The 16,613-nt window shown below is 66.5% G+C and carries 21 protein-coding genes; all 21 read left to right on the top strand.

Going from position 1 to position 16,613, the window contains the following annotated elements:
• Positions 1-265, top strand: a 265-nt coding sequence (gene accB / locus NW198_RS07050; RefSeq protein ID WP_258340547.1) for an acetyl-CoA carboxylase biotin carboxyl carrier protein, incomplete at its 5' end; no start/stop codon positions are given.
• A gap of 15 nt (positions 266-280) precedes the next feature.
• Positions 281-694, top strand: a complete 414-nt coding sequence (fabZ, locus tag NW198_RS07055) for a 3-hydroxyacyl-ACP dehydratase FabZ (protein ID WP_087314531.1) — start codon at positions 281-283, stop codon at positions 692-694.
• Between the two features lie 93 nt (positions 695-787).
• Positions 788-2,125, top strand: a complete 1,338-nt coding sequence (accC, locus tag NW198_RS07060; protein WP_258340548.1) for an acetyl-CoA carboxylase biotin carboxylase subunit — start codon at positions 788-790, stop codon at positions 2,123-2,125.
• Positions 2,118-3,839: an acetyl-CoA carboxylase, carboxyltransferase subunit beta gene (gene accD, locus NW198_RS07065; RefSeq protein WP_258340549.1), complete on the top strand. Its 1,722-nt coding sequence runs from the start codon at positions 2,118-2,120 to the stop codon at positions 3,837-3,839. The genes accC and accD overlap by 8 nt, the downstream gene beginning before the upstream one ends.
• Positions 3,827-4,645, top strand: coding sequence for a DegV family protein (locus NW198_RS07070; protein WP_258340550.1), 819 nt, complete (start codon positions 3,827-3,829; stop codon positions 4,643-4,645). Before accD ends, NW198_RS07070 begins: the two co-directional genes overlap by 13 nt.
• Positions 4,646-5,014: 369 nt before the next feature.
• Entirely contained in the window at positions 5,015-5,386 is a 372-nt protein-coding gene (gene rpsL, locus NW198_RS07075; RefSeq protein ID WP_087218496.1) for a 30S ribosomal protein S12, read from the top strand.
• A gap of 42 nt (positions 5,387-5,428) precedes the next feature.
• Positions 5,429-5,902 (top strand): 30S ribosomal protein S7, encoded by a 474-nt coding sequence (gene rpsG, locus NW198_RS07080; RefSeq protein ID WP_087314524.1) that lies wholly within the window; start codon positions 5,429-5,431, stop codon positions 5,900-5,902.
• 24 nt (positions 5,903-5,926) lie between these two features.
• On the top strand, positions 5,927-8,023 hold the full coding sequence (gene fusA / locus NW198_RS07085) for an elongation factor G (protein ID WP_087314522.1): 2,097 nt from the start codon (positions 5,927-5,929) through the stop codon (positions 8,021-8,023).
• Positions 8,024-8,062: 39 nt separating this feature from the next.
• Positions 8,063-8,371, top strand: coding sequence for a 30S ribosomal protein S10 (gene rpsJ, locus NW198_RS07090; RefSeq protein WP_072374151.1), 309 nt, complete (start codon positions 8,063-8,065; stop codon positions 8,369-8,371).
• Between the two features lie 195 nt (positions 8,372-8,566).
• The gene (locus NW198_RS07095; protein WP_258340552.1) at positions 8,567-10,093 is read left to right on the top strand and encodes a hypothetical protein; all 1,527 of its coding nucleotides are present in this window, start codon (positions 8,567-8,569) and stop codon (positions 10,091-10,093) included.
• 146 nt (positions 10,094-10,239) lie between these two features.
• Positions 10,240-10,839: a bifunctional phosphoserine phosphatase/homoserine phosphotransferase ThrH gene (gene thrH, locus NW198_RS07100; RefSeq protein ID WP_258340553.1), complete on the top strand. Its 600-nt coding sequence runs from the start codon at positions 10,240-10,242 to the stop codon at positions 10,837-10,839.
• 1 nt (position 10,840) lies between these two features.
• A complete protein-coding gene (locus tag NW198_RS07105; RefSeq protein ID WP_258340554.1) occupies positions 10,841-11,452 on the top strand; it encodes a histidine phosphatase family protein in 612 nt (203 codons plus the stop codon).
• A 573-nt stretch (positions 11,453-12,025) separates the two neighbouring features.
• Positions 12,026-12,646, top strand: coding sequence for a 50S ribosomal protein L3 (rplC, locus tag NW198_RS07110; RefSeq protein ID WP_087314514.1), 621 nt, complete (start codon positions 12,026-12,028; stop codon positions 12,644-12,646).
• Positions 12,647-12,683: 37 nt separating this feature from the next.
• A complete protein-coding gene (gene rplD, locus NW198_RS07115) occupies positions 12,684-13,310 on the top strand; it encodes a 50S ribosomal protein L4 (RefSeq protein ID WP_087314513.1) in 627 nt (208 codons plus the stop codon).
• Positions 13,310-13,612 carry a 50S ribosomal protein L23 gene (gene rplW, locus NW198_RS07120; protein WP_087314511.1) on the top strand — a complete coding sequence of 101 codons (303 nt, stop codon included), beginning with the start codon at positions 13,310-13,312 and terminating at the stop codon, positions 13,610-13,612. The genes rplD and rplW overlap by 1 nt, the downstream gene beginning before the upstream one ends.
• A gap of 137 nt (positions 13,613-13,749) precedes the next feature.
• Complete coding sequence (rplB, locus tag NW198_RS07125) at positions 13,750-14,586, top strand: 50S ribosomal protein L2 (RefSeq protein WP_087314509.1); 837 nt, start codon at positions 13,750-13,752, stop codon at positions 14,584-14,586.
• Positions 14,587-14,616: 30 nt separating this feature from the next.
• Positions 14,617-14,877: a 30S ribosomal protein S19 gene (rpsS, locus tag NW198_RS07130; protein WP_072374173.1), complete on the top strand. Its 261-nt coding sequence runs from the start codon at positions 14,617-14,619 to the stop codon at positions 14,875-14,877.
• Positions 14,878-14,891: 14 nt separating this feature from the next.
• Positions 14,892-15,251, top strand: a complete 360-nt coding sequence (gene rplV, locus NW198_RS07135) for a 50S ribosomal protein L22 (RefSeq protein WP_087314507.1) — start codon at positions 14,892-14,894, stop codon at positions 15,249-15,251.
• Between the two features lie 7 nt (positions 15,252-15,258).
• Positions 15,259-15,969 (top strand): 30S ribosomal protein S3, encoded by a 711-nt coding sequence (gene rpsC, locus NW198_RS07140; protein WP_087314505.1) that lies wholly within the window; start codon positions 15,259-15,261, stop codon positions 15,967-15,969.
• Positions 15,969-16,394: a 50S ribosomal protein L16 gene (gene rplP / locus NW198_RS07145; RefSeq protein ID WP_087314503.1), complete on the top strand. Its 426-nt coding sequence runs from the start codon at positions 15,969-15,971 to the stop codon at positions 16,392-16,394. Before rpsC ends, rplP begins: the two co-directional genes overlap by 1 nt.
• 3 nt (positions 16,395-16,397) lie before the next feature.
• Positions 16,398-16,613 (top strand): 50S ribosomal protein L29, encoded by a 216-nt coding sequence (gene rpmC, locus NW198_RS07150; protein ID WP_075279259.1) that lies wholly within the window; start codon positions 16,398-16,400, stop codon positions 16,611-16,613.

A 16,613-nucleotide genomic window follows, 5' to 3' on the forward strand; every position in this document is an offset into this window, starting at 1 on the left:
CGCGGGCGACGAGCCCATCGACATGGCGCACACCACCGCGGTGCGCGCTCCCATGGTCGGCGTCTTCTACGCCGCCCCCGCGCCCGGTGCCGAGCCCTTCGTTCACGTGGGCTCCAAGGTCAAGAAGGGCGACACCCTCTGCGTCATCGAGGCCATGAAGGTCATGAACGAGGTCACCGCCGAGGAGGACGGCGAGGTCGTGGACATCTGCGTGAAGGACGGCGACCTCGTCGAGTACGGCTGCTGCCTCATGAAGATCTACTAGGAGCGGAGAAGAGCCATGAACAAGGAAGAGCTCAAGAGCCTGCTGCCGCACCGCGAGCCCATGCTCCTTCTCGACGAGGCCGAGGTCGTCGACGGCGAGGCCCACGGCAAGATCACCATCACCGGGGACGAGTTCTTCGTCCAGGGCCACTTCCCCGGCAACCCCATCGTCCCGGGCGTCATCCAGTGCGAGATGCTCGCGCAGAACTGCTGCGTCCTTCTCGCCGACGACCTGGCCGCCAAGGGCGCCACGCCCTTCTACACGAGCCTCGACAAGGTGCGCTTCAAGCGCCCCGTGCGCCCCGGCGAGACCATCGAGCTCACCTGCCGCATCACCAAGAGCCGCGGGCCCTTCCGCTTTGCCACGGGCGAGGCCCGCGTGAACGGCGAGCTCTGCTGCCAGGCGGAGATGTCCTTCGCCCTGATGTAGTGGCTGCAGGGTGATGAAGGGGGACGGCCCCTTTCATCACCCGCGTTTTTGATGAAACGGGACCGTCCCTTTTTCATCGCCCAGGAGGCGACGATGTTCGACAAGATTCTCATTGCGAACCGCGGCGAGATCGCCGTCCGCGTGATTCGCGCCTGCAAGGAGATGGGCGTCAAGACCGTGGCGGTGTACTCCACTGCGGACGCGGAGGCCCTCCATGTGGCGCTCGCCGACGAGGCCTACTGCGTCGGCGGCCCCCGCCCGGCGGACAGCTACCTCAACGAGGACGCTATCCTCACCGTGGCGCTGCAGTCCGGCGCCAAGGCCATCCACCCCGGCTACGGGTTCTTCTCGGAAAACGCGCACTTCGCCCGCGAGTGCCGCGACTGCGGCCTCGTGTTCTGCGGCCCCGCGCCCGAGGTCATCGAGCGCATGGGCGACAAGGACGCGGCCCGGCGCACCGCGCGGGGGGCCGGCGTGCCCATCGTTCCCGGCTGCGACCTTTTGGGCAGCGCCGAGGAGGCCGTGGCCGAGGCGGAGCGCATCGGCTGCCCGGTCCTGATCAAAGCCCGCTCGGGCGGCGGCGGCCGCGGCATCCGCAAGGTCGAGCGCCCCGAGGACGCCGCCCGGGCATTCACCGAGGCCCACGCCGAGGCCGAGGCCGCCTTCGGCGACGGCGAATGCTACATGGAGAAGTTCGTCTCGCCCGCCCACCACGTTGAGGTGCAGGTTCTGGCCGACGCCCACGGCAACGTGGTCAGCCTCGGCGAGCGCGAGTGCTCCGTGCAGCGCCGCAACCAGAAGCTCATCGAGGAGAGCCCGGCGCCGTGCCTCGACGCCCACCCCGAGGTGCGCGCCCACATGCACAAGGCCGCCCGCGACCTCACGCGCGCCGTGGGCTACGTGGGCGTGGGCACGATCGAGTTCCTCTATGCCGACGACGGCAGCTTCTACTTCATGGAGATGAACACGCGCCTGCAGGTCGAGCACCCCGTCACGGAGTTCGTGAGCGGCATCGACCTCGTCAAGTGGCAGCTGCGCGTGGCCGCCGGCGCCGAGCTGCCCTTCTCGCAGGACGACATCGCCATCACCGGCCACGCGATCGAGTGCCGCATCAACGCCGAGACCCCGGAGTTCCTCCCGTCTTGCGGCGACATCACGATGCTGCACGTCCCGGGCGGCCCGCAGGTGCGCTTTGACTCCGCGCTCTACGTGGGCGCCGTGGTGCCGCCGTACTACGACTCGCTGCTCGGCAAGCTCATCGTGTGCTCGTCCACGCGCGAGGAGGCCATCCGCAAGATGCGCTCGGCCCTGGGCGAGCTCGTGGTCGAGGGCGTGGCCGAGAACAGCGAGCTGCACCTCGACATCCTCTCCAACCCCGAGTTCGTCTCCGGCAACTATCACACCAACCTGATGGAGCACCTCTATGAGTAAGCGCGAGAAGAGCGTCAACGCCCTCGAGGGGCCCATGACCGAGGCCTCGCCGGAGTTCCCCGAGCGCCACGTCCTCGTCAAGTGCCCCGGGTGCCGGCGCGTCATCGACCAGGACAAGCTCGAGAAGAGCCTCGAGGTCTGCCCTCGCTGCGGTCGTCACCTGCGCGTCTCCGGGCGCAAGCGCATGCGCATCACCGTCGACGAGGGGAGCTTCGAGGAGTGGGACCGCGGGCTCGCCGCTACGGACTTCCTCGAGTTTCCGGGCTATGCCGAGAAGCTCGAGGCCGCGCGCGAGAAGAGCCACGAGGCTGACGCCGTCGTGTGCGGCCGCGGCACCATCGGCGGGCATGCGTGCGCCCTGTTCTTCATGGACGCCGACTTCATGATGGGCTCGATGGGCTCGGTCGTGGGCGAGAAGATCACGCGGACCTTCGAGCGCGCCCGCGAGCTCGGCCTGCCCGTCGTGGGGTTCACCGTCTCCGGCGGCGCGCGCATGCAGGAGGGCACGACCTCGCTCATGCAGATGGCCAAGGTCTCCGCCGCCGTGCGTCGTCACTCCGAGGCGGGGCTTCTCTACGTGACCGTCCTCACCGACCCCACCACCGGCGGCGTCACGGCGAGCTTTGCCATGGAGGGCGACGTCATCATCGCCGAGCCCGGCGCGCTCGTCGGCTTTGCCGGCCCGCGCGTGGTGGAGCAGACCACGCACAAGAAGCTGCCCGCGGGCTTTCAGCGCTCCGAGTTCCTGCTCGAGCACGGGTTCTGCGACCTCATCGTGGAGCGCAAGGACCTGGTGGCCACCCTCGCCGAGCTCCTCGCCCTCCACAAGGGCGAGGTCCCGGCCGCGGGCGCCCCGCACGCGCTCGCCCACGAGGAGCCGCGCGGCCGTCGCGGCGCCCGCCCCAGGCGCGCGCCGGAGCCCCAGAGCGCCTATGACATCGTCAAGCTCACCCGCTCCACCGACCGCGCGACGGCGCTCGAGCTCGCCCAGCGCGGCCTCGACGGCTTTGTCGAGCTGCACGGCGACCGCCTCTTCGCCGACGACGCGGCCGTCGTCGCCGGCATCGGCTGGAAGGGCGGGCGCGTGCTCACGGTCGTTGCCATCGAGCGCGGCAACACCACCAAGGAGCGCGTGCGCCGCAACTTTGGCATGGCCCACCCCGAGGGCTACCGCAAGGCCCAGCGCCTCATGCGCCAGGCCGAGAAGTTCCACCGCCCGGTGCTGTGCCTCGTGGACACGTCGGGCGCCTACTGCGGCATCGGTGCAGAGGAGCGCGGCCAGGGCGAGGCCATCGCCTCGAGCCTCGTGGAGATGAGCGGGCTCAAGACGCCGATCGTGAGCGTCGTGGTGGGGGAGGGCGGCTCGGGCGGCGCGCTCGCCCTGGCCCTCGCCGACCGCGTCTACATGCTCGGCAGCGCCGCCTACTCCGTCGTGAGCCCCGAGGGCTGCGCGTCGATCCTCTGGAAGGACACCAAGCGCGCCGACGAGGCGGCCGCCGCCCTGCACATCACGGCGGGCGACCTCGTCGAGCTCGGTCTTGTCGACGGTATGGTGCCGGACCTCGGCCTCACCCACGCAGAGATCGCGCATGATATGATGCGCGAGGTCGAGATCGCCCTCGACGAGCTCTCCGGACTCTCCGCGGAGGAGCTGGTCAGCCGTCGTTACGATAAGTTCCGCGCAATGGGAGGAAACCGCATATGCTCGCAATAGTCACCGACTCCACCTGTGGCCTCACCCGCGCCGAGGCCTCCGAGCTGGGCGTCACCGTCGTCCCCATGACCTACACCGTCGACGCCACCTGGCACGAGGAGAGCTTCGTCGGCGAGGGCGGCGACTACGCCGCGCTCTTCTCGGGCAGCCATCACGTCGCCACCCACGCGGTGCGCACCTCCGTCTTCGAGGAGGTCTTCAAGCGCCTGCTCGACGAGGGCAACGACGTGCTCTGCGTCACCATCTCCTCGCGCCTGTCCGGCGCGTTCCGCAGCGCCGAGGACGCCGCGACCCACCTCGCGAGCGAGAACCTTGCCGTCCTGGACTCCTGGGTCACGGCCGGCGCGCTCGAGTTTCTCGTCCGCCGCGCCCGCTCGCTCGCCGACGGCGGCTGCACGCTCGAGGAGGTCTTCGCCGACCTCGCGACCCTGCGCCGCGACACGCGCATCGTCTTCAGCGTGCCCAACATGGACGCGCTCTCCCGCAGCGGCCGCCTCGGCGCCATCCGCCGCGCCGTCGCGACCAAGCTCAACCGCTATCCGGTCATGTGCCTGCACGAGGGCGGCATCGAGCAGCTCGATGACGGCCGTGGCGCCCGCGGCATGGCGGCCGTGATGGCCGAGCAGGTGCCCGACGGCACCACCGACCTCGTGATCTCCCACTTCGGCCCGCGTGGCGTCGAGGCCCGCGAGGTCTTTCTCGCCGTGCGCGCCCGCTTCCCGGAGGCGCGCGTCCGCGTGAAGGACGGCGGCCCGGTCCTCGCCGAGCACCTCGGCCTCGGTGCCGTGGGCCTCTCCTGGGCATAGCGTCTCTGCGACAGTCCGCCTTCGTGCGGGTTCCGGACGGTTTGGACTTGGGAACCGTCCGGAACCCGCACGCTCTTCTCGGACGTGCGGCTTCCGGTCACTTTGGGCTCCCGGACCGTCCGGAACCCGCATGCGCCTCGGGAACGTGCGGCTTCCGGACGGTCTGCCGAGAAGAACAGTCCGGTCGCCGCACGTTCTTCTCGCCCGCGTGTACTTTACGTGGAGGATGGATACGCCCGGCTCCGTGGCGTTTTGACAACAGGGAGCCATGCGCGTAGAGTTCAACGTCGCGTCAATCCGGGGCAGAGGTGCTGCTCGGCCCTTGAATACAACAAAAAGGCACGTCGATAGGTATAGAAGGAGAGAACTTTGCCTACTATCAACCAGCTCGTTCGCAACGGACGCATGAGCGTCAAGTCGAAGTCCAAGAACGCAGCCCTGCAGCACAACCCCCAGAAGCGCGGCGTGTGCACCCGCGTCTTCACCACCACCCCCAAGAAGCCGAACTCCGCCCTTCGTAAGGTCGCCCGTGTGCGCCTCGTCAACGGCATCGAGGTCACGGCCTACATCCCCGGCGAGGGCCACAACCTCCAGGAGCACTCCATCGTGCTGATCCGCGGCGGCCGCGTCCGCGACCTCCCCGGTGTCCGCTACAAGATCATCCGTGGCGCCTACGACTGCGCCGCCGTGCAGAACCGCCAGAAGGCGCGCTCCCGCTACGGTACCAAGCGCCCCAAGTAGTCCGTCACGTAAACGCACCTTAAGATCTGAGGAGATACAAACATGCCGCGTCGTGCATCTAAGACCCACCGTCGCGAGATTCAGCCGGATGCCGTCTACAACAACCGCCTCGTGACCCAGCTCATCAACAAGGTCCTTCTCGACGGCAAGAAGGCCACCGCCGAGCGCGTCGTCTACGGCGCCTTCGACATCGTCGCCGAGAAGTCCGGCGAGGACGCCCTCACCGTCTTCAAGAAGGCCATGGACAACATCCGCCCGACCCTCGAGGTCAAGCCCAAGCGCGTCGGTGGCGCCACCTACCAGGTGCCCATGGAGGTCAACTCCCGCCGCTCCACCCAGCTCGCCATCCGCTGGATGGTCAACTTCTCGCGCGCCCGCAAGGAGAAGACCATGTCCGAGCGCCTCGCCAACGAGATCCTCGACGCCTCCAACGGCGTCGGCGCTTCCGTGAAGCGTCGCGAGGACCTCTTCAAGATGGCCGAGGCCAACCGCGCCTTCTCTCACTACCGCTTCTAGTCCGCGAGATCGAGGAGTTGCCACATGGCTAAGCCCAAGTACAAGCTTGAGGACCTCCGCAACATCGGCATCATGGCCCACATCGACGCGGGCAAGACCACCACGACGGAGCGCATCCTCTACTACACCGGCAAGACCCACAAGATCGGCGAGGTCCACGACGGCGCCGCCACCATGGACTGGATGGTTCAGGAGCAGGAGCGCGGCGTGACCATCACCTCCGCGGCCACCACGTGCTTCTGGAAGGACCACGTCATCCAGATCATCGACACCCCGGGCCACGTTGACTTCACGTCTGAGGTCGAGCGCTGCCTGCGCGTCCTCGACGGCGCGGTCGCGGTCTTCGACGCCGTCGCCGGCGTCCAGCCGCAGTCCGAGACCGTCTGGCGTCAGGCGACCACCTACGGCGTCCCCCGCATCGCGTTCATCAACAAGTATGACCGCGTCGGCGCCGACTTCTTCCACGCCATCGACACCATGAAGGACCGCCTGCACGCCAACGCCGTTGCCGCGCAGATCCCCATGGGCTCCGAGTCCAATTTCTGGGGTCTCATCGATCTGGTCACCATGACCGCGTGGGACTTCAAGGAGGACTCCAAGGGCATGATCTACCCCGAGGTCATGGACTCCATCCCCGAGGAGTTCGCCGACCTCGCCCAGGAGAAGCGCGAGGAGCTGCTCGACGCCGCCTCCAACTTCTCTGACGAGATCATGGAGGCCGTGCTCGAGGAGGCCGAGATCTCCGTCGACGACCTCAAGGCGGCCCTGCGCAAGGGCGTCATCGCCGGCGAGCTCAACCTCGTCTTCGTGGGCTCCGCCTACAAGAACAAGGGCATCCAGGAGCTGCTCGACGCCGTCGTCGACTACCTCCCGAGCCCGCTCGACGTCGCCGAGATCGACGGCACCAACCTCAAGGGCGAGCCCGACGTCCGTCACGCCGACGCCAAGGAGCCCTTCGCGGCCCTCGCCTTCAAGATCATGACCGACCCCTACGTCGGCAAGCTCACCTACATCCGCGTCTACTCCGGCCAGGCCGAGGCGGGCTCCTACGTCTACAACTCGGTCAAGGACAACCGCGAGCGTCTTGGCCGCATCCTCGAGATGAACGCCAACGACCGCGTTGACCGTGACGCCTGCTTCGCCGGCGACATCGTCGCCTGCGTCGGCCTCAAGAACACCACCACCGGCGAGACCCTCTGCGACGAGAAGCACCCGATCATCCTCGAGTCCATCGAGTTCGCGACCCCGGTCATCTCCGTCGCCGTCGAGCCCAAGACCAAGGCCGAGCAGGACAAGATGTCCGTGGGCCTGGCCAAGCTCGCCGAGGAGGACCCGACCTTCCAGGTCCACACCGACCACGAGACCGGCCAGACCATCATCTCCGGCATGGGCGAGCTGCACCTCGAGATCATCGTCGACCGTCTGCGTCGCGAGTTCAAGGTCGACGCCAACGTCGGCAAGCCCCAGGTCGCCTACCGCGAGACCGCCGGCAAGGCCGTCATGCACGCCGAGGGCAAGTTCGTCCGCCAGTCCGGCGGCCGCGGCCAGTACGGTCACGCGATCATCGACATGGAGCCCAACGAGGAGGGCAAGGGCTACGAGTTCGAGAACGCCATCGTCGGTGGCGTCATCCCGAAGGAGTACATCCCCTCCATCGACAAGGGCATTCAGGAGGCGCTCGAGAGCGGCGTCATCGCCGGCTACCCGGTCGTCGACATCAAGGTGAAGCTCATCGACGGCTCCTACCACGAGGTCGACTCCTCCGAGGCCGCCTTCAAGATCGCCGGCTCCATGGCCATCAAGGAGGCCCTGCGCAAGTCCGACCCGATTCTCCTCGAGCCCGTCGAGCAGGTCGAGGTCGAGACGCCCGAGCAGTACATGGGCGACGTCATGGGCAACCTCTCCTCCCGCCGCGGCAAGATCGAGGGCATGGAGGATCGTCGCGACACCAAGGTCATCAAGGCCAAGGTGCCCCTGGGCGAGATGTTTGGCTACGCCACCGACCTTCGCTCCCAGACGCAGGGTCGCGCGAGCTACACCATGCAGTTCGACTCCTACGAGCCCGTCCCGAAGAACATCCGTGACGAGATCGTCGCCAAGAACGGCGGAAGCGCTTCTTAAGTCAACGACCACGAGCCCTAGCTCATTTGGAGGTACAAAGTGTCAAGCCAGAAGATCAGGATTCGCCTCAAGGGCTACGATCACGAGGTCGTTGATCAGTCCGCGAAGCTCATCGTCGACACCGCTCAGAAGACCGGTGCCCGCGTGTCCGGCCCCATCCCCCTGCCCACCGAGCGCAACCTCTACACGGTCATCCGCTCGCCGCACAAGGACAAGGACTCCCGCGAGCAGTTCGAGATGCGCACCCACAAGCGCCTCATCGACATCCTCGACCCCTCGCCCTCCACGGTCGACTCGCTCATGCGTCTTGACCTCCCGGCCGGCGTGGACATCGAGATCAAGCTCTAATCTCTAACGCACGGTTTGGGCGCCCCGACCTTCCAAGGAGGTCGGGGCGTTCTTCTTTCTCGCCGCCACTTTGGCCCCGCGATGTTCCGTCAGGACGAGGTCTGGTGCCGCCTGGCGTTATGAGCGCGGGTGCGAGCAAGAGGACGACGAGGCATGTGATAGGCTGCCGTTGGAAACTGAGTGAATGGGGCAGCCATGAGACGTCCGACTAGGCCGAACGCCGCGTTTGTCCTTCTCGCGCTGTGCGCCCTTCTTGGCGCCGGGCTTGTTGTGGGGCTTACGGGATGCAGCGGGCAGGCCGTGTCGGACGCGTCGTCCAAGGAGGCTGCGGAGGTCTCCGATGAGGCCCCCGAGGTCGAGGGCCGCGCATCTGCCTATGTCGAGTTCGTCGATGACTACCTTTTCTGGGGAGAGGACGAGGAGCTCCGGGTGGCTTCGATCGCGCGTAACGGCGGGCTCGAGGAGCTTGAGGACGCCGGCGCCTTTGATGACGACGTCCGTCGCCTCGCTGCGCTCGACGGCGTTCTGTACGTTTCCACGGACGGCGGCATCTACCGCATGGACGCCAGGGATGATGCGGAGGATACGGAGCTTCTTGTTGCGCAGGGCGGCATTGAGGACTTTTGGGTGACGTCCCAGGGGATCATCTATCTCGTGGAGGGCGATTTGTACGGTGCGCCCGTCGACGGCGGCGACGAAGAGGGGCTGATGAGCGGCGTCTGGGACTACGTCGTTGCCGATGGCTCGCTTGTCGTGCTCGGCGAGGACGGTGCCCTCTTGAGGTGCGGTCTCGACGGTACCGAGGCGGTCATCGTAGAGGAGGCGCGCGATCGCTACGATGAGTCGCTGCTCCTCGCGGAGGGCGATGACGTGTATTTGGTCTCAGACAAGCTGCTGGTGCTGCGGGCAGGCGAGGACGCCCTCGAGGACGTGGGGCTCGAGCGGGAGATACGGGACACGGTCGACGTGGTCATCTACGATGGGGGCGTGCTCTACGAGGCATCCAACGAGAAGCCCTATCGTCATGTTTTTGACGCCGATGCAGCGGGGGATGAGGAGGTGGACCACTGCCTGTTCCGAGGCAAGCCCTACGGAAGGGTGCGTGACGGCCTCAACTACTACACCATTCTCGGGGATGAGATTCGGGTGACCGACGTTCAGAGCCTTGAGTACGAGGACTTCGAGGCCGACGAGCTGCTTGATGGCGACGCTGAGAAGAGCGCGGGAGCCTCGTCGGGCTCCTCCTACGGCTCGGATGCGTCCACATCTCACGACGACTCTGATGGGGCGGGTTCGACCGCCGGTTATGACATTGCCTCGAACATCACGCTTTGCCTCACAGACGGCCTCGCGCTTCTCTCCACTGACCACTTTAACCTCTATATGCCTCGAAGCCAGGTCGAGGATGGTCTGTGGCACATCGAGGCCGTCGACTCCACCACCCTCGTCTTTAGCTACTCGAAGGCTCTGGAGGCGGGCTACGGCGGGAGGGTCTTCACGCTCGAGGCGTTCGACTGGGGGGACAATGCCTACGCGGACATCCCCGCCTCCTTCGTCGCGGGCCTGAGCGAGGACAAGAAGTACGTCGTCTACCTGGCGACCGACCTTCAGTACGATAGCGGCAGCTCCCTACAGCGTGAGCAGTACGCCGAGATGCGGTCCTATGCGGAAAGTCTGGACATGAACTCCAGCGCCAATGGCGGCTCCTTCAATCCGATCTAGAGATCCCCGTCTTCCAAAGAGACCGGCGTGCTTCGTCTGGGCGCGACGATTGTTTCACGGGTGGTGCCATGCCACAGCTTGCGTTGCATTGCGCTATTCCCGCACGCTAGTATGGCGAGAAGAACGGCGTCGTTGGAGGGTGTCTTATGAACATCGTGTGCCTGGACCTTGAGGGCGTGCTGGTGCCGGAGATCTGGATCGCGTTCGCTGACGAGTCGGGCATCCCCGAGCTGCGCCGCACCACGCGCGACGAGCCGGACTACGACAAGCTCATGGCGTTTCGTCTGGGCGTCCTGCGCGAGCACGGCCTTGGCCTGCGCCAGATCCAGGACGTCATCTCCCGCATCGACCCGCTGCCCGGGGCGCGCGCGTTTCTCGACGCGCTGCGCGAGCGCACGCAGGTCGTCATTCTCTCCGACACGTTCGAGGAGTTTGCGCGCCCCCTCATGGGCAAGCTCGGCTGGCCCACGCTGATGTGCAACTCGCTCGAGGTGGCGCCGTCCGGCGAGATCGTCCGTCACGTCATGCGCTGCGAGAACCCCAAGCTCACGACCGTCCGCGCGCTCCAGTCCTGCGGCTATGAGACCATCGCTGCGGGCGACTCCTTCAACGACCTTGCCATGATCCGCGCGAGCAAGGCGGGCTTCCTCTTTAGGAGCACGGTAGCGATCCAGGAGGCCAACCCCGACCTTCCGGCGCTCGAGTCCTACGACGAGCTGCTCGCCGCTATCACGGAGGCCCTCTAGCATGCCGCGTCTCTACATCTTGCGGCACGGTCAGACCGAGTTCAACCTCCAGCACCGCGTGCAGGGCCACTGCGACTCCCCGCTCACCGAGCTCGGCGTCGAGCAGGCGCACGCGGCCGGCGCGTGGCTCGCCGACCAGGGGGTGCGCTTTGAGAGGATCTTCTCGTCTCCGCTCGGGCGTGCGCTCGCCACAGCGGAGATTGTGCGCGAGGAGCTGGCGGCGGCCGGGCTGCCCGCGCCGGAAGTGGAGCCTGTCGACGGCTTGATCGAGCGGAGCTACGGCCCCTTTGAGAGCGGCCCTGCCGCCGACGTCCCCGCCGAGCTCTGGGATCCCGGCGAGGCGCTCGTGCCGTACGGTGGGGAGGGGAGCGCCGCGCTGCGGGAGCGCATCGTGGGCGCGATAACCGGGCTCATGCTCTCCTCGCGTGCGCAAACGGTGCTCGCGGTGAGCCACGGCTCGGCAACGCTTCAGTTCAAGCGCGCCTGGGAGCCGCTCGCGCGCTGCCCGCAGGACGTCCACCTCGGCAACTGCTGCGTTCTGGTCTACGAGTTCGACCCCGCGACGCGCGCATTTGCGTGCGAGCAGATCGTGAACCAGCGGCGTGACAATTAGGACAGGTTAAATTGTCACGCCGAGAAGTGCGGCCGTTTTTGGGTGGTCGGCCCCTCAAGTGCGCCCACCCTCTCGCGGGACGGCATCGAGTGCGGCGAACGAGTGCGGCCCGGACCGCACTCGATGCGGGGGCTGAGAAGTGCGGGCCGCGTCTCGGGTGTTGCAGAGAAGTGCGGCCGCACTCATGAGTGCGGTCGAGAAGTGCGGCCGTTTTTGGGCGGTCGGCCCCTCAAGTGCGCCCACTCTCTCGCGGGACGGCATCGAGTGCGGCGAACGAGTGCGGCCCGGACCGCACTCGATGCAGGGACAGAGAAGCGAGACGGCCCAGGAGAAGAGCCTCGCCTCGGGAATGGATACGCCCGGCGCCGCGGAAAGTCGAGCCCCAGCTCAGACGCCACAAAACTTTTGCGTAGACATTGTGAATTCGCGTATGCGCGTGTAGACTAGACAGGCTGCGCTAATGGGGACAGCTATGCCGTGCCCACGGAGCAGCAGATACAGGACGTGGTCCTCTGGGGACGGACGCAAGGGGCGTCCGAAATAGCCCATGACCACTGAGGGTTAGGAAAGAGCATGGTCAGCATGATCCTTGGCCGCAAGCTTGGGATGACGCAGATCTGGGACGAGAACGACAACGTCGTGCCCGTCACCGTCATCCAGGCTGGCCCCTGCACTGTCTCGCAGGTCAAGACGAAGGCGACCGACGGCTACGACGCCGTCCAGATCGGCTTCGGAGACATCTCCGCCAAGCACGTCAACAAGCCCATGGCCGGCCACTTCAAGGCCGCCGGCGTCGAGCCGATGCGCTACCTGCGCGAGGTCCGCGTCGAGAACGGCGAGGAGCACAAGACCGGCGACGTCGTGACCGTCGCTGACTTCGCCGACGTCAAGGCCGTCGACGTCATCGGCACCTCCAAGGGCAAGGGCTTCCAGGGCACCGTCAAGCGCTGGAACTTCTCCCGTGGCCCCATGACCCACGGCTCCCGCAACCAGCGCCGCCCGGGTTCCATCGGCCAGTGCGCCTACCCCGCGCGCGTCCGCAAGGGCCTGCACATGTACGGCCACATGGGCGACGCTCGCGTGACGGTCAAGAACCTCAAGCTCGTCCGCATCGACGCCGAGCAGAACCTCATGCTCGTCAAGGGCGCTGTCCCCGGCGGCAAGAACGCTCTCGTCCAGATCCGCATGGCCTAAGTGCCAGGAAAACTCTTAGGCTAACAAGGAGGACAGAATGTCCAAGTACGCAATCAAGAACGTCGAGGGGGCTCAGGTCGCCGAGGCCGAGCTCGCCGACGGCGTCTTCGGCATCGAGCCGAACATCCCCGTTATTCACCAGGCCGTGGTTGCCATCGAGAGCTGCGCTCGTCAGGGCACCCACTCCGTGAAGAACCGCCACGAGGTCTCCGGCGGCGGCGTCAAGCCCTATCGTCAGAAGGGCACCGGCCGCGCTCGCCAGGGCTCCATCCGCGCTGGTCAGTGGACCGGCGGCGGCGTGATCTTCGGGCCCACCCCGCGCAGCCACGCCAAGCGCATCAACAGCAAGATGGTCAAGCTGGCCATGCGCTCCGTGCTCTCCGGCAAGGTCGCCGACGGCGAGCTCGTCCTCGTCGACAGCCTCTCCTTCGAGAAGCCCTCGACCAAGCAGGCCGTGGCCCTTCTCGCCGCCCTCGGCATCGCCGAGAAGCGCGTGACCGTCGTCGTCTCCGACGATGACGTCAACGCCTACCTCTCCTTCCGCAACCTCCAGAAGGTGAACGTTATCGGCGTCTCCGAGGCCAACACCCGCAACCTCATCGACAACGGCGCGCTCGTCATGACCGCCGACATCGCCAAGCAGCTCGGGGAGGTGCTCGCATAATGAACTCCGTCTACAACGTGATCATCCGCCCGATCGTCTCCGAGCGTTCCTTTGACCTCATGGAGCAGGGCAAGTACACCTTCGAGGTGGCCAAGAACGCCCCCAAGGAGGAGATCGCCGCCGCCGTTGAGAAGCTCTTCAACGTGCACGTGGTCAAGGTCAACACCATGAACGTCTCCGGCAAGAAGAAGCGCGTCCGCTACCAGAACCCCGGCACCACGCGCTCCTGGAAGAAGGCCGTGGTGACCCTCGCCGCCGGCGAGACGATCGAGATCTTCGGCAGCCAGCAGGCCGCCGAGTAGCTCGGCACTCCGCCCGCGCCCCGAAAGGGGCCGGGCTTCTATGCCGCGTGTGATGGATACGCGCGGTACCGTGGTAATCCGGTGTCGCCCGCCACTCCCTGAGCGGGACGGCCAACGGAAACGAAGGGAAAGAGTCAATGGCAGTCAAGCACCTCAAGCCCACGAGCGCCGGCAGGCGTTTCCAGACGGTCTCGGACTTCTCCGAGATCACCTGCACCAAGCCCGAGAAGTCGCTTCTCGAGCCCCTGCCCAAGAAGGCCGGCCGCAACAACAACGGCCGCATCACCACCCGTCACCAGGGTGGCGGCAACAAGCGTCAGTACCGCAAGATCGACTTCAAGCGCCGCATGGACGACGTGCCGGCCAAGGTCGCCACGATCGAGTACGACCCCAACCGCTCCGCCCGCATCGCGCTGCTCCACTACGCCAACGGCGCCAAGGCCTACATCCTGTGCCCCGAGGGCCTGCACGTGGGTGACGTGGTCTACTCCGGCACCAAGGACGTCGACATCAAGCCCGGCAACTGCATGCCGCTCTCTGAGATCCCCGTCGGCACCCTGGTTCACGCCGTGGAGTTCCAGCCCGGCAAGGGCGCCGCGATGGCTCGTGCCGCCGGCACCTCCGTGCAGCTCATGGGCAAGGACAACGGCTACGCCGTCCTGCGCATGCCCTCCTCCGAGCTTCGCCGCGTTCTTCTCACCTGCCGCGCCACCATCGGCGAGGTGGGCAACGCCGAGCACTCCAACATCGTGATCGGCAAGGCCGGCCGCAACCGCTGGAAGGGCGTCCGCCCGACCGTTCGTGGTACGGTCATGAACCCGGTCGACCACCCGCACGGCGGCGGCGAGGGCAAGAACCACACCTCCGGCCGTCCGTCCGTGACGCCCTGGGGCAAGCCGACGAAGGGTTACAAGACGCGCGACCCGAAGAAGGCCTCCAACCGCCTGATCATCCGTCGCCGCAAGTCCAAGTAGTCGCAACACGAGTAGTAGGAGATAGAAAGCATGAGCAGAAGTCTCAAGAAGGGCCCGTTCGTGGAGACTCGCCTCCTCGCGCGTGTCGCCGCTCAGAACGAGGCCGGCACCAAGGAGGTCATCAAGACCTGGTCGCGCTCCTCGACCATCTTCCCCGAGATGGTCGGTCACACGATCGCCGTCCACGACGGCCGCAAGCACGTGCCCGTGTACGTCACCGAGTCCATGGTCGGGCACAAGCTGGGCGAGTTCGCCCCCACCCGCACCTTCCGTGGTCACAAGGAAAAGTAGGGTAGGGAGCTAACATGCCTCAGAACAACACCAACGAGGTCCGCGCGACGGCCAAGTACGTCCGCGTCGCCCCTCGCAAGGCTCGCGCCGTCGTCTCGCTGATCCGCAACCTCCCCGTCGAGAAGGCCCTCGAGGTCCTGCAGTTCTCGACCCGCGCGGCCTCCGTCGATGTCGCCAAGGTCCTGCGCTCCGCGATCGCCAACGCCGTCAACAACAACGGCCTGCGCGAGGACACGCTCGTCGTCAAGCTCGCCTACGTTGACGAGGGCCCGACGCTCAAGCGCATCCGTCCGCGCGCCAAGGGCTCCGCTTCTCGCATCAACAAGCGCATGAGCCACATCACCGTCGTCGTCGCTCCTCGAAAGGAGGCGTAGGGAAAGCATGGGTCACAAGGTTCAGCCGACTGGCTTCCGTCTCGGCATCACCGAGGAGTGGCGTTCCCGCTGGTACGCCGATAAGAACTACGCCGAGAACCTCGGCAACGATCTCGCCATTCGCTCCTACCTCGAGAAGCGCCTCGCCAAGGCCGCCCTCTCCCGCGTCGACATCGAGCGCGCCGGCGACAAGGTGAAGGTCACCATCTACACCGGCCGTCCCGGCATCGTGATCGGCAAGAAGGGCGCCGACATCGACGTCCTGCGCGCCGACCTCGAGAAGGTCGCCGGCGTCTCCAAGGGCCAGGTCGCCGTTGACGTCATCGAGGTCAAGCGCCCCGAGCTCGACGCCAACCTCGTCGCCCAGTCCATCGCCGAGCAGCTCGAGGGCCGCGTCGCCTTCCGTCGCGCCATGCGCAAGGCCGTCCAGTCCGCCCGCAAGGCCGGCGCCAAGGGCATCCGCATCCAGTGCTCCGGCCGCCTCAACGGCGCCGAGATGGGCCGCCGCGAGTGGTACCGCGAGGGTCGCGTGCCCCTGCACACCCTCCGCGCCGTGATCGACTACGGCCAGTCCACCGCCCGCACCACCATGGGTGCCTGCGGCATCAAGGTTTGGATCTACTTCGGCGAGAAGCTCCCCGGCCAGGCCACCCCGCGTCCGGCGCTTGAGGGCTCCAGCCGTCCCCGTCGTGGTCGCAACGAGAGGAGGAACCGCTAATGCTCGCACCTAAGCGCGTTCTTCACCGCAAGGTCCAGCGTGGCTCCATGAAGGGCCACGCCAAGGGCAACACCGAGCTGCACTTTGGCAGCTACGGCATCCAGGCCCTCGAGGCTCACTGGATCACCAACCGCCAGATCGAGGCCTGCCGTGTCGCCATGACCCGTTACATGAAGCGTGGCGGCAAGGTCTGGATCACCATCTTCCCGGACAAGCCCATCACCAAGAAGCCGGCCGAGACCCGCATGGGCTCCGGCAAGGGCAACCCCGAGGAGTGGGTGGCCGTTGTCAAGCCGGGCCGCATCATGTTCGAGATCGACGGCGTCTCCGACGAGGTCGCCCGTGAGGCCCTCCGTCTCGCTCAGCACAAGCTGCCCATCAAGAGCAAGATCGTCACCCGCACCGAGCAGGACGGGGAGGAATAGTCAATGAAGTACACCGACATCAAGGCCATGAGCGACGACGAGCTCGCCAAGAAGCTGGAGGAGGGCCGCGCTGAGCTCTTCAACCTCCGCTTCCAGATGGCCACGAGCCAGCTCGACAACACGGCTCGCGTCAAGACCGTCAAGAAGGACATCGCGCGCGTCCTCACCGAGCAGCGCGCCCGTCAGATCGCCGCGGAGAAGTCCGCTGCGCAGAACTAG

The sequence above is a fragment of the Thermophilibacter sp. ET337 genome (assembly GCF_024733715.1).
In the GTDB taxonomy this organism is placed as follows: Bacteria; Actinomycetota; Coriobacteriia; order Coriobacteriales; family Atopobiaceae; genus Thermophilibacter.